Genomic DNA, 13,619 nt, shown 5'->3' on the forward strand with positions numbered 1-13,619 from the left:
TCATGATCTGCGCCGCCCTGATGCTCGGCAAAGCCGTCGCTGCAGACATCGTCTTCCCAGCTGGCGATTGGGCTCCGCCGCCAGCGGACGCCAAGGTCATCGCCCCGGCCTCGGTGGACCGCGCGGTCGCCGCACTCAAAGACGTCGTCGGTAAAGACGGCGTCTCCGGCGTGCTTGTCATCCAAAACGGATACGTGCTCTGGGCCGGCGACCGCATCGACGAAAAACGCCCCGTCTGGTCCTGCACCAAGTCCGTCCTCAGCACGTGCCTCGGCCTGCTCTGGGACGACGGCAAACTTTCCCCCGACGACCTCGCCTCCAAATATCTGCCTGAACTCGCCGCCGATTATCCCACCGTCACCCTGCGCCACCTCGCCACATTCACGAGCGGCGTTCACGTAAAAGACGGCACGTTGGACATCGGCGCGCCCGACTACGCGCCCGGCACGGCGTTCCACTACTCCGCCCAATCCGATCTGCTCGCGCTCATCCTCACCCGCATCGCCGGCGAACCGCTGAACGATCTCTTCAAGCGCCGCATCGCCGATCCCCTCGGCATGGACCCCACCGGCTGGGAATGGAAAACCATCGGCGAGCGCGACGGTCTCGTCGTCAACGGCGGCGCCGGTTTCCCCGCGAGCGGCCTGCACATGACCGCTCGCAACCTCGCCCGCTTCGGCTGGCTCTACGCGAACGACGGCGTCTGGGACGGCCGCCGTCTCATCAGCCAGCGCTACATCGACTACGCCACGGTCGCGCGCGTGGACGCGTCTCTGCCGCCCCACGACCCCAAGGGTTGGTATACCGACCTGCCGGGCATTTACGGACTCAACTGGTGGACCAACGGAGTCAGCCTCAAGGGCCGTCTCTGGCCCAGCGCGCCCGACCGCACGTTCGCCGCGCAGGGCAACCTCAACAACATCTGCATCGTCATTCCCGAATGGAAACTGGTGCTCGTGCGCACCGGCCTCGACCAGGTCATCGATGTGCGGCTCTACGATGGCGCGCTCAAGCTCTTGGGCGAGGGTTTGCCCGCCACGCGTTGAGACCAACGTCCACCCCTCTATCCAGCTCTTTCCCTCTTCAACCATGTCCGCCCGCGTCTTCATTCCCCCTTCCCGTCTGCATCTTGGCGATGCCAACACGCTCCTACGTCACCCCGCCGACCTAGGCTCGTGGATCTGGCATCCGGCAAAAGCCCCGCAGGAAACCGCCGTGCTGCGTTTCCGGCTTCGGTTCTCGCTGGCCGCGCCCGCCGCGCCGCTCTTCCACGTCACCGCCGACCAGCGCTTCCAACTGCGTTGCGACGGACGCGACCTGACGTTCGGCCCCGACCGCTGCGATATCGAACACTGGACGGTCCACAGCATCCGCCCGGAGTTGCCCGCCGGTGAACATGAGTTGGAAGCCCTCGTCTGGTTCATCACGCCGCCCGCCGTCGCGCTCGGCTCCACAACCGAACCTACTCCGCCGATGGCGCAGATGTCGTGGCGCGGCGGTTTTATGTTTTACGCCGAGGACACGGACGGCGCGCAGTTCAACACCGGCACCGCCCCGTGGCTCGTCGAAGATCTCACGCCCGCCCTCTCGTTCGCCCGCCCGGATCTCCCCGGTTACCACGATGTGGGCCCGACCTTCGCCTTCGATCTCACCTTGTGGAACCAACCCGTCGCCGGAGCTGTTCCCGCCGCAGTCATTCGTCCTCCCATTGCGATCAATCCCCACGGTGTCCGCCGCCCCGGCTGGTGCCTGCATCCCGCCACGCTGGCCGAACAGGAACGCGTCGCCTGGACCGGCGGACGTATCCGCGCGCTCAGGACACACCGCGATGAAACCGTGTGGACGGAGTCCGACACCCGAGCCGCCGGTCTCGCCGATTGGCAGGCGCTGCTCGACAAGGGTGCTCCCGTTACCGTCCCGCCCCACACTACCCTCGTGTTGTTGTGGGATTTTGAAACCTACGTCTGCGGCTACCCCGCCGCCCGCGTTTCCGGCGGCGCCGACGCCCGCCTCGCCTGGAGTTGGGCGGAGTCGCTTTATAACGAAACCTCCCCCGCAGCCGTGACGGGCAACTCCCTCAAGGGCCACCGCGACGAGATTGTCGGCAAGGTCTTCGTGGGCATCGAGGACGCGTGGAAAATCAGCACCGCGCCCACGCACACCACTCCCGCGCTCTGGTGGCGCTGCGGACGCTACGCACGCCTCACCATCGAAACCGCCGACACGCCGCTCATCGTCACCGCACTCGGTCTGACCACCACTGGTTACCCACTCGACCGCACCGGCTCATGGTCCTCGTCCGACGCCGGCTGGGATCGCCTCCTTCCGCTGTTCGAACGCGCCCAACGCCGCGCCGCCCACGAGGTGTGGGTGGACACGCCTTATTACGAGCAGCTCGGCTACATCGGCGACAACGTCCTCATGGCCCTGCACAACTACGCGTGGTTCGGCGACGCCCGCCTGAGCCGCCGCGCCATCGAGGTCTTCGGTTGGTCGCGCCGTGAATCCGGCATGATCGCGGAGCGTTACCCGTCGAACTGGCGTCAGGAAAGCGCGACGTTCGCCCTGCTCTGGCCGACCATGTTGCGCGACTACGCGTGGTGGCGCGACGACGCCGCGTTTATCAAATCCCAACTCCCCGTCCTGCGCAGCCTGCTCGCCGAATTCGAATCGCTGGCCGAAGACGACGGGCTCCTGCATCACATCCCCGGCTGGCGTTTCATCGACTGGGTGCCGGAGTGGGACACCGGCTGCGGCCCCGGCGTGCGCGAGGGCGATTCAAGCATCGTCAATCTCCACTGGGTGCGAGCCCTCCAAGCCGCCGCGCAGATTGAAAACGCCCACGGCAATCCCTTGCTGGCCCAGCTCTGCGACAAGCAGGCCGCCAAGGTATTCGGGCGCGTGCTCGACCGCTACTGGGATGAGAAACGGGCGTTGCTCCTCGACACCGTGGACAACCCTGCCGCCAGCGAACACGCGCAAACCTTCGCCCTTCTCACCGGCCTGCTCCCCGCCGAAAAAACCCAGGCGTGCCTCGCCGCGCTCCGCAGCGAACCGTCCCTCGCCCGCGCCACGATCTACTTCTCGTTCTACGTCATCGAGGCGCTCTACCTGCACGGCGACGAAGCCGAACTGCACCGGCGGCTCACCCCCTGGCGTGCGCTGCCCGAGCTCGGTTTCACGTCCACGCCCGAGACGCCCGAGCCCACCCGCAGCGACGCCCACGCATGGGGTGCGCATCCCGCCTGGCACACCCTCGCGAGCATCGCCGGCGTGCGTCCCGCCTCCGCAGGTTTCCAACACGTGCGCATCGCACCGTGCCTGAACACGCTCAACCAACTCACCTGTGCGGTCGCCCACCCGCAGGGCCTCGTGGAGCTGGACCTGCGTGTCGTCGGCACGAAGGCCGCCGGCACCATCACCCTCCCCGGCACGGTCGGCGGCGAGTTCGTTTGGCGCGGAGACACCACTCCGCTGCACCCCGGCCGCAATGTGCTCTAAGCCGAGCCAGTTCCGCTCCGTTAATCTCATCCCTTTCCATACATCACCATGTCTCGGTTAATTCGTATCTGCCTTCTTACCCTAGCCTTCTTGCCCGGCGCTCTTTTCGCCCAAAGCCCCGTCCCGCCGGTAGCCGCCCCGCTCTCCGCCTGGACAGAGATCGAGGCCGAAGCCGCCAAGGCTCCGCCCACCGGCTACAACGCGTATAAGGCTGCACTCGCGTCCCGTCCCATGTGGAAAAACTACTTCGCGACCTACGCGAACTGGACCGCCCCGGCGCCGCGCGTTCCCGCCGATGGTCGCCTGCCCAACCTTTCCGAAAAGCCCCGCCAGCCGCGCTTCCCGCTCACACCTCGCGTCTGGCCGGCCAAGCCCGGCGAGGCTTCCGTGTGCCTCTGGGAGGACGACAAGGTCGCCGCCGTCAGCTTCGGCATCGATGACAACAACGCCATGGAAGTGCCCATGTGGCTCGAGATCTCCCGCACCTATGGGGGCATTCCCATCACCTGGAATCTTATCACCTCGAATATCGACGGAGTCATCGATCGCGGCCGCGTTGGCTCCGCCGGCACCTGGACTCTCTGGAAATCCGTCCTCGATCAGGGTTACCAGATCCAGTCCCACAGCGTGAGCCACGTCGGCAACCCGGTGCTGGAGGACGGCTGGCCCGGTCCCGACTGGGAGGCCGCCGAATCCATGCGCCAGCTCGACACCAACCTGCCCGGCCAACACACGAAGGTCTTCGTGCCCCCGGGCGCTTCGATCAAGTTCTTCGCCGTGAGCGGCGCCTGGCGCGCCAGCGTCGTCAAATACTACGCCTCCGCCCGCGGCTCCAGCGGCATCCCGATCAATCCAGCCAACCAGACCGACTACTTCGACATCCGCACCACGGCGAATATCGGCCCCTTCGTCGCCGACGAGGTCACACCCGGCACGCCGGCCTGGATCGCCAACAACCAGCTCAAGAGCATCCTCGACCCCGCGCACAAAAACTACCGCGGCTGGGCCACCTTCTTCACCCATGCCCTCAATTTCAAAGACGCCGCGCTCTTAACCACGAAAGACCCCGCGCTCGCCAAGGTCTTCGACTTCTACAACAAAAACCGCGACCAGCTCTGGGTCGGCCAGTTCGCCAACGTCGCCCTCTACGGCCAGCAGCGCGACACCGCCACGATCAAGATCCTCCGCACCGACGCCTCGGGTATCGCCCTCGATCTCACCAGCCGCATGGACCCGGAGGTCTTCGACTATCCGCTCACCGTAAAAGTGCGCCTCCCCGATGCCTGGGCCGCTGTCGCCGCTTCCCAGGCCGGCTCCCCCGTCCCTTGTTCCGTCGTGCGCAACGATGGCGCCACCTACGCTCTCGTGAAGGCCCGCCCCGACCGTGGCGAAATCCTCGTCGCGCCCAAGAAAAACTGAGCCCCTCCAACGATGCGCCCACTCCTCAACACCGCACTCCTCGGTCTTCTCACGCTCGTCTCCGCGCACGCGGAAACCGTGTCACAGGTTTCCCAATACGGCGTCACCTGGACCTTCGACCGTCCGCGCGAGACCGGCCGCTTCGTGACCGGCGACCATTGGGTCGTCGGCCCCGTCACCATCGTTTCCGTGTCACCCGCATCCGGCCCCTCCGCGGACACCTCGCCCGCCACCGAAGCGACCAAGAGCCGTTATGGCGCCGCCGCCCTCGTGGACGACCGCCGCATGCGCAACGGCTCCATGATCGTCGCCGGCCCCGCGCCGCGCGGACCGAAAAACAGCACCGGCTTCGACCAGCAGGGCTACGACTCCCGCGCCATCAACTACGAGCCCGCGCTCTCGCAGTCCTTCCCGTTGCTAGTAAATCCCGGCACCAGTCTTATCTCCACCGTCAGCAATGAGGAGCGCGACGCCTCCGGCAAACTCGCCACGCCTTCCATTCTCGGCCAGTTCCGCTTTTTCCTCACCAAGCCGCTCGAGTCACTCGCCCTGCGCTCGGCCGCCGTCCTCACCGTGCTCGACAAGGCCCCGCCCGCCGACGCGTTTCGTCCCGCCTACGCGGGCAAGGACAAGACGATCTACCGCGCCGGCACCCTTCGCCGCGATCTGCTGCCCAAGCTGCCCCCCGTCGCCTCGACGCCCGACTGGGCCATGATGGAGCGCATCTTTGAGCGTCCTTGGCTCGATCACACCGCGTCCTGGACCAACCAGCACCTGCTGCCCGGCGAAAACCAGCCAAGCTACGGTCGCGAATTCGCCCGTCTCACCTCCATTGCCGCGCTCATGGTGATGCTCGACGTGCCGCCCGAGCGCCGGGAAAAACTTCTGCTCAGCTACATCCAACTCGGCATCGATCTCTCGGCCGTCGCCCGCATGGGCCGCCACTGGTTCCCCGACGGCGGACACTGGCAGGGCCGCAAATGGCCCATCCTCTTCGCCAGCATGATGCTCGACGCACCCGCGCTGCGCGACTTTCCCAAGACCGATCCGGCCGTCCCCGTTTACGGCTACTTCAAAGTCAACCCGAGCCCCGACGGCACCAAGCCCGCGACCCTGTTCCAAGAGGACGTCACCACCTACTACGGCCGCGGTGGCGATGGCCAGAACGTGCTCTGGCAAATCGGCTCGCACACCGGCCCGAAGCAGCCCTACGAGGAAAAATCCCGCGCGAGTTTCGAAAAAGGCGACAATTTCCTTGATGCCTACCGTCCCAACAACGCCTGCTCCTGGATCGGCACCGCCCTAGCCGCGAGCCACATGAAGGCCATCGCACTGTGGAACCACGACGCCTACTTCGACTACATGGACCGCTGGATGAGCCCCGACGAAAAATGGGACCAGCCCAAGTGGCTGCCGAAAGGCGCCACGCGCAGCTTCGACCTCTTCACCGAGGAGATGTGGCGCGCCCACCGCGCTTCCGCGCCGGACCAGCCCCGCGGACGCGACAACCTCAAGTGGGTCTGGGACGCCACCAACCGCTCCGGCTCCCTCGTTCCCAATCCAACCGTCACGCCATGAACATCGCCCGCTCCTTCTTCCTGCTGCTCGCCATCGTCTCCCTCGCTGCTCTGCCAACGCAGGCGCAGCAACCCGCGCCAACACTCCGGCTGCCCGCGATCCTGAGCGACCACATGGTCATCCAACGCGACACGCCCGCGCGCGTCTGGGGCTGGGCCCAACCCGGCGAAACCGTGACCATCACCCTCGGTCAGGCCACCGCCACCGCCAAGGCCGACGACCAAGGCGAATGGTCCGCCACCTTGGCGAAGCTGGCCGCATCCGACGCTTCTCTCGAAATGATCGTCAAGAGTGGTGCCGACACGCTCACCGTGCGCGACATCCTGGTCGGCGACGTCTGGGTGTGTTCGGGTCAATCCAACATGGCGTTCCAACTCGCTAACTGCGCCGACGGCCCGGCGGAACTCGCCAAAGCCCAGCGCCCCGAAATGCGTTTCTTCCAGGTGCCCGGCGTTTCTTCCGGCACGCCCCTCGCCGACACCAAAGGCCAGTGGGTCGTGTGCACCCCGGCGACCGCCAAAGGCTTCTCCGCCGTCGGCTACTACTTCGGCCGCGAGATCCAGCAGTCGCAAAAAGTCCCCGTCGGCTTGATCGGCTCAAACCAAGGCGCCTCTCGCGCCCAAGTCTGGCTGAGCCGCGAGGCCCTCGCCGCCGATCCCGACCTGAACAAAATCTACCTCCAGCCCTTTGCGGCCATTCTGGACAATCCGGAAGAGGCGAAAGCCGCCCATGAAAAGTGGATGAAGGAAGGCGGCGAAAAATATCAGCAAGATCGCAGGGCATGGTTTTCCGAACGCTTCATGGCGGACAAAAAAAAGGAGCCCTTCACGAAACCCATGCCACAGCCGCCGGCGACGCCCGAGCCGCTCAACGTCACGGAACAAACCGGCTTCTCCACCGTGCTCTTCAACGCGCGCATTAATCCCTTGGTCAACTTCCCCATCCGCGGGGCGCTCTGGTATCAGGGCGAGGGCAACGTGAACGACGCCCTTTACGACCGCCTCCTCTCCGCCCTCATCACCGACTGGCGCACGCGTTGGGGCATCGGTGATTTTCCGTTCCTCATCGTCCAACTGCCCAACAAGAGCAAACAGCAGCGCGATCCCGCCGAGCAACTTGGCGGCTGGGCACCCATCCGCGAGCGGCAATTCAAAGTTCACCAGAACCTCGCCAACGTCGGCATCGTCGCGAGCATTGATCTCGGCTCGACGGAAGACCCGATTGAAAACAACAACCTGCACCCGGTTGAAAAAGAGAACATCGGCAAACGCCTCGCCCTCGTCGCCGGACACTACCCCTATGGTGAAAAAGGCGAGTTCAGCGGCCCCATCCTCGGAAAATCGAGCATCGAAGGCGCAAAGATCGAGCTCACCTTTGATCACGCGGCCGACGGCCTGAAGATCGGCACGCCGCCTAAAACCTCGCTCACGCCGCAACCGCCCGTCGACGAGCTGCGCGGTTTCGCGATCGCCGGAGCCGACAAAAAATTCGTCGCCGCCAAGGCGATCATCGTGGCACCGGACCGCGTGTCGGTCTGGAGCGAGTCGGTCCCCAAGCCCGCATTCGTCCGCTACGGCTGGCAGTTAAGCCCCGTGGTCAATCTCTACAACAGCGCCGACCTCCCCGCCTTCCCCTTCCGCACGGACACCGACTGAATTTGAAAGACGGCGAGCGCATGGCGCATGGAATCGAAGGCAAGCTCGCGGGGATCAATTTCCGCTGGCGGACGCAGCAACCAGTCGGAGACCTCATCTCGCTGAAGGATGACGTCGAACGACGCGGCTCGTGCATGAAAAAAAACATCGCATACGGGACGGGTGAGCTCGCGATAAGTGTATCGATTGGGATGCGAGCAGAGATAGCCCACATCGGTGAGCACAAGGCCGATTTCTTCAGTGATTTCCCGTTGGACAGCCTGCTCCAAAGACTCTCCATCATCCACAAAACCGCCCGGCATCGCGAGCAGTCCCAGCCCGGGATTGCGGGCGCGACGAATGAGCAGCAAACGGCCGGACGGATCGAGAATAAGAGCCGCGACGGCGACAATGGGATTATTGAATTCGCGATGGTCGCAGGCGCGACAGTGCCGGCGGCCCTGCGGCTCGCGGGTGTAATCCGGCGAGCCGCAAAGCGGACAATGCGTATAGGAGTCGTTGAGCGTGGGCATGGGCTTGAGCCCTTGGTCAATAGCCGGCAGGCGCGGCGACAGACGAGGAAACTCCTCCCAGATGCGGATTCGGCAAGGCTCCCGCAAAGCCGCGTGCAATGGCCTCATTGAGCATGGCCTTGGTGGCGGTGGCGCCGATTCGGGTGACGCCGAGTTCGCGCACGGCAAGTAATTCGTCAAGCGTGCGAACACCGCCTGCCGCCTTGATCTGAATGTGGGCGGCGGTGTGTTTGCGCATCAGCCGGAGATGCTCGTGGGTGGCACCCTTGTAGTTGTATTGCCCGTCGCTCTGCTTGACGAAACCGTAGCCGGTGGACGTTTTCACGAAGGCGACATTCACCTTGGAACAGATCTCGCACAAACGGATGATCTCCTCGTTGGTCAGGTAGTCGTTTTCGAAGATGACCTTGAGGATCGAGCCGGCGGCTACCGTGGCCTGGTTGATGAGGTCGATCTCTCGCTCCACGTAAGTCCAGTCGCCACTTTTCACTTTGCCGTTGTTGACAACCATATCGATTTCGCGGGCTCCGGCGAGAGCGGCTGCCTCGGCCTCGATCACCTTGATGCCCGTGGTGCTGTTACCGTGAGGAAATCCGATGACGGCGCAGGCCATGACATCGGTGCCCGCGAAAACATCGAGTGCCGCACGAATGGAATACGGTTTAACACAGGCGGTGGCGACGCCGTAGTCGCGGGAAAGCCGGCATCCAGCCAAAACGTCCGCGTCCGACATCGTCGGATGCAGGAGAGAGTGATCGATCATCTTGGCCAGTTGAGTGAGGGTGGGTTGAGTCATAGAGTGACGAACATGGCTCGAAGAGGGAGACGTTCGACATGAACGATCCTATCATGTGGCGACCGTAAAAAACATGCCTGCGCAGGCAAATAGATATCTTTTTAGGCAGTTGTCAGAAGCGTGTTCGGCGGGTAGCCAGATAAAGGTGTCTCCCCTCCTCCCATGCTGAAAAAACAACGTTATCATCGCGTGCATACGGGCCATCGGCGCATGGCGGTTCAGCCGGTTTTTGCCGACTTCCACCGCCTGGAGATGAATGCCTCCCAAGAGTATCCAAGACACCGGCATGCGAATTATGAAGCGATCTTGGTGGAACGCGGGCCTTATCTCTGCGAACTGAACGGACGGGAGCTGCAACTGGAGGCAGGAGAGGTATTGATCATAAAACCGGGCGACTGGCATGCGGACCACCTGAGGGCGGGACAACGGCATTTCGTTTTGCACTTCACTCTGGAGGCGGCCGAAGGAAGACGCGCACCGGATCTATTCACGGCAGGTGCGCGGGCGGAAGATCAGGTGGCGCGCGGGGATTTTAAGCGAGACGCGCGTTTGCTCCATGAGATCCAAGTGGAGGCGGAGGCGGGCGCCGATTATGCGGCGGCAGTGCAAGACGGACTGCTGGCGGCATTATTTTGGCGATGGACACGCGGGTTGCCGGAACGCGGATTAAGCGGACCCTGGCGGGCTTTGCCTGCGGACGAAGCCCGACGCCAAGAAATAGCGGAGCTGCTGGGCAGGCACGTGACCAAAAATCCGACCGTGGCCGAACTGGCTCAGGCATTGGCCATAAGCCCGCGTCAATTTAGCACGCAATGCCGGATGTTACTGGGGACCTCGCCCGCAAAGCTACTGCTCGAACTTAAACTAAGGGAGGCCGAGGCCATGCTCCGTTATCAAGGACGGCGGGTAAGCGAAGTCAGCGAGGCCTTGGGCTTCGCGAACCCATTTCATTTTTCACGCGTGTGCCGACGCGCCTGGGGTCACGCACCGAGTGCGGTGAAAACACGCTGACGCCTTCGGCGGAACACCCGGGCACAAATTTCAAAAAGCCCCTCGCCGCGGCCAAAGCCCGACCCTCAGCGCTCAACGCGGGGCGATTTCCACCGGACCCGTTTCGCTGCTTTTCCCTGGTGTCCAGCCCAGGTCCACTCGCACGCGTTCCGTTCTGCCATCGGGCCATTTCAAACCGAAAGAAATCGTCTTCTCCTCCTGCTTGGCGATGACGCCTTCAACGACTGGCGGCGCCTCGCCTTGGGCGAGCGGCACCAGCAGGTTGACGAACCGTATCGCGACCGCCGGGTCGCGTTGGGTGAGCGCGAGTTGATAACCATGTTTCTCCGCCCGCCCTTTTCCCGGGGCCATGCCGGCCATGACCACCGTGTCGGACGCCTCCGCATTCAACCCCTCGGCGACGGGCGTGAGCGTCAACACCGCGAGGCCGGCCTGCGGAAGACGTGCGATGTGCGAAAACCCGGAAGCAGTCGGCTCCGCCACAAAGGGCGCATCGGCGTGGCAAAGCCACGTGAGCCGGCGCGCCGCCCCGTCTTCCGCGCGGAAATCGTCCGCGACCAGCATCCAGCGGGCGGTCGTCAGAACGCTGCGGCGCAGGTTCACGTTTTTAACTTGGCGCGTGTAGGCGCCCCCAAACTCGCCGGACGCGAAGCCGTAGTCCTTGGTCAAGCTCACGCGGTCGATGCGGGCCCCGTCGAGCTGCTCGTAAGGCACGCCGTGCTCGTTGTGATACGCTCCGTCCATCGCCTGCCCCTTACCGTCCACCAGCAGCGTGTTGTGATCGCGCGTCCATTTCTCCGCCGTGTAGCCGGTGCCAACCGCGAGATAGGCTCCTTTGGCGTAGAGATAAAACGCACCGATGTCGGCGTGGACATGGCCGGCGTTGGGAACCCAGTCCTTGAGCTGGCCGAGCTTGGCCGCGGCGGCGTGCCCCAGCGGCGGACCGCAGCGGAAAAGCATCGCGGTGTCACCCGTGCCCCAGCCCGAGCGCCACGCAACGACGCCGTGGTCCTGGAAATAGTGATACGGCGCGATCTCCGCGAGCGGCCGCGGCTCGTGCCGGTTGTCGAACCAGAGGAAGGCCGACGAGGCGCCGTCCGTCTCGGGCAAGCGCATCCCGAGCAGATCAGCGGCGGCGCGACTCTCGCGCGAACCGGTGGCGCGGGCCACGCTCCAGAGCAGCGAGGAACCGGTCACGCGGATATCGGGGCGTTGATGGTCGCCTTTCCAAAGTCCGGTGTCTCCCACGTCGAAGGCCCAGGGTTTCCCGGGCAGCGAGAGGTGCAGAGCGTAGCGCCAGTTGTCGCGCAGCGCGGGCAGCTCCATCAATTTCTCGCCGGTGGCGCGGCCAAGCAGTTCGGCAGCCCGCACGTGCCAGTGCAGCGCATAAATCCAGTAGCCGACGCCTTCGTAATAATAGCCGTCTTCGCCCAGCACATAGCGGCAGCGGCGCAACACCGCGCGCGCCCGCTCAAGCCACATGTCCGCCGCCGGTTCCTCGCCGAGCAAGGCCAGCGAGGCGGCGATCAGCGCGACGGTCGGCGTATAGGTGTGGTTCTGATCGTAGCGGATCGCCGCCGTCCGTGCGACCGGGTCAAAATCGTCGAAAATCGCCTTCGCGTGCGCAGCGAGCCCCGCGCGAATCACGGTCGCATCGGCTCTACTCATCTCGCCGTGCAACAGATCGTAAGCGACCGAGAGATAGTAGAGATACCACGATGCCTGAAGATCGATATTCGGCCGGAAGTTGGTTCCCCATACCGGTTCGCGGCAGTGCGCCAGCAACCAGCGGATCGCTCCGTCGCGATAGCGTGTCTCGCCGGTGACAAACCAGGCGAGCGCTGCGGACTGCACGCATTCGATGCGCCAATAGGTTTTCCCATGCGTCACGTCCTCCGGAGAGGGTGTGGCGGCGGGATCGAGCACGCGTCGCGCGTTGTTAAGCACCGGCTGCCACAGCGCGGGATTTTCGCGCGCCTTGCGCCGGAGCTCATCGCGATCCATCGCGGAAAACAACAACCGCGGGCGCGCGACGGTATAGCCGGCCGTGACGGGCGTTTGTGGCAGGTCGAGGTCGTCAACCAGCGTCGGCGCAGGAAAACTACCAGTCCACTTCGCACGCGTCGCGCCCGCGCTTCCTGAAGAAAGCTCCGCCGGAAAAACCAGACAGGTGCCGGCCAAAAAAAACGCCACCGCGCGGTAAAAGAAGTATTTCATGGGACGAGGCCGGTGATGTTGCGAAGTTACGCCGGATGAGAGTTATCGTTATTTGCTCCGAAGTGCGGGTTCACCCGCAGGAATTCCTCCTTGAAACTCCTCGGGCTCCACCCGGCGTATTTCTTGAATGCGCTGGAAAAATGAAAAGCGTCACTGAAGCCGAGTTGCTGCGCGATCACCTTGATCGGCAGGTCCGTAGAAGTGAGCAGGCTGCGGGCTCTTTCCATTCTGATCCGGTGGACATAAGCAACCGGCCCCACTCCGGTGTGCCGGGCGAATTCCCTTCGGAATGTGTGCACACCGAGCCCGCAGGCTTCGGCAAGTTCGTTCACCGTCGGCGGTCGTGTCAGATCCGGCGTGTCAATCATGCCCAACGCGGTCGCCAACCACTCCGGCTGATGCGCGACTTTCGCCGGCTGGTCGAATGCCAGATCCTCCAAAAGAGTCTGCAGCCGGATGAGGTGACGGATCGGCTGCTGCCGCTCAAGGCGGTTGGGCACCAGAAGTTCCCGCAGTTCCCGATACCATTTCTCGAACGGTGTGAGGATGTAAGGTTTTTCCAGCGGATGCAGCAGGCCGGTCTGTTGCCAGAGATCGAAAAGCTTTCCGCAAAAACCGATGGCGAGTTCGTCCCACACCTTTCCGTCTTGCGGACCATATTGATGCGCAACGTGCGGCGTCGTCACAAAGAGGTCGCCTTTTTTCACGGCGAAATCCCGCCCCTCCGAATCGCGATAAACGCCTTCGCCTTCGAGGATCAAAACCAGCTGATATTGCGCCCACCGGCGCATCCGGGAAAACCCGGTGCCGGTGCCATTGCGGATGATTACTCCGGACTCGATTCGACCGAGCGGATTCAGAGGTAAATTAAGGTCAAAAAACTGATGGGTGCACGCGCGGTTCATTGCTCAAAGTGAACATGTTTTTGCT

At 63.8% G+C, this 13,619-nt stretch carries 10 protein-coding genes; 6 read left to right on the forward strand and 4 right to left on the reverse strand.

The annotated features are described in order from the left end of the window. Positions 1–2 precede the first annotated feature (2 nt). Genes FPL22_RS03775 through FPL22_RS03790 form a run of 5 tightly spaced genes read left to right on the forward strand, consistent with a single transcriptional unit; the run spans position 3 to position 8,153 of the window. A complete protein-coding gene (locus tag FPL22_RS03775; protein ID WP_162525176.1) occupies positions 3–1,046 on the forward strand; it encodes a serine hydrolase domain-containing protein in 1,044 nt (347 codons plus the stop codon). A 43-nt stretch (positions 1,047–1,089) separates the two neighbouring features. Next, positions 1,090–3,501, forward strand: coding sequence for an alpha-L-rhamnosidase-related protein (locus FPL22_RS03780; protein ID WP_162525177.1), 2,412 nt, complete (start codon positions 1,090–1,092; stop codon positions 3,499–3,501). A gap of 48 nt (positions 3,502–3,549) precedes the next feature. Continuing rightward, positions 3,550–4,920, forward strand: coding sequence for a polysaccharide deacetylase family protein (locus FPL22_RS03785; protein ID WP_144228771.1), 1,371 nt, complete (start codon positions 3,550–3,552; stop codon positions 4,918–4,920). Positions 4,921–4,932: 12 nt separating this feature from the next. Beyond that, a complete protein-coding gene (locus FPL22_RS17645) occupies positions 4,933–6,498 on the forward strand; it encodes a hypothetical protein (RefSeq protein ID WP_162525178.1) in 1,566 nt (521 codons plus the stop codon). Then, positions 6,495–8,153 (forward strand): sialate O-acetylesterase, encoded by a 1,659-nt coding sequence (locus FPL22_RS03790; RefSeq protein ID WP_162525179.1) that lies wholly within the window; start codon positions 6,495–6,497, stop codon positions 8,151–8,153. Before FPL22_RS17645 ends, FPL22_RS03790 begins: the two co-directional genes overlap by 4 nt. On the opposite strand, the gene FPL22_RS03795 is transcribed toward FPL22_RS03790, so the two are convergent. Continuing rightward, a complete protein-coding gene (locus FPL22_RS03795) occupies positions 8,102–8,665 on the reverse strand; it encodes an NUDIX hydrolase (RefSeq protein ID WP_162525180.1) in 564 nt (187 codons plus the stop codon). The two genes, FPL22_RS03790 and FPL22_RS03795, sit on opposite strands and share 52 nt — an antisense overlap. A 16-nt stretch (positions 8,666–8,681) precedes the next feature. Continuing rightward, a complete protein-coding gene (gene deoC, locus FPL22_RS03800; RefSeq protein ID WP_144228774.1) occupies positions 8,682–9,461 on the reverse strand; it encodes a deoxyribose-phosphate aldolase in 780 nt (259 codons plus the stop codon). 162 nt (positions 9,462–9,623) lie between these two features. Here deoC and FPL22_RS03805 point away from each other — a divergent pair, with 162 nt between their 5' ends. After that, the gene (locus FPL22_RS03805; protein WP_144228775.1) at positions 9,624–10,472 is read left to right on the forward strand and encodes a helix-turn-helix transcriptional regulator; all 849 of its coding nucleotides are present in this window, start codon (positions 9,624–9,626) and stop codon (positions 10,470–10,472) included. A 72-nt stretch (positions 10,473–10,544) separates the two neighbouring features. Here the strand turns inward: FPL22_RS03805 and FPL22_RS03810 are convergent, their stop codons facing one another. Together FPL22_RS03810 and FPL22_RS03815 are read right to left on the reverse strand one after the other, a co-directional pair. After that, a complete protein-coding gene (locus FPL22_RS03810) occupies positions 10,545–12,689 on the reverse strand; it encodes a heparinase II/III domain-containing protein (RefSeq protein WP_144228776.1) in 2,145 nt (714 codons plus the stop codon). Positions 12,690–12,715: 26 nt separating this feature from the next. Then, positions 12,716–13,594: a helix-turn-helix transcriptional regulator gene (locus FPL22_RS03815; RefSeq protein ID WP_144228777.1), complete on the reverse strand. Its 879-nt coding sequence runs from the start codon at positions 13,592–13,594 to the stop codon at positions 12,716–12,718. Positions 13,595–13,619: the final 25 nt, after the last annotated feature.

Source organism: Rariglobus hedericola, assembly GCF_007559335.1.
GTDB classification, from domain to species: Bacteria; Verrucomicrobiota; Verrucomicrobiia; order Opitutales; family Opitutaceae; genus Rariglobus; species Rariglobus hedericola.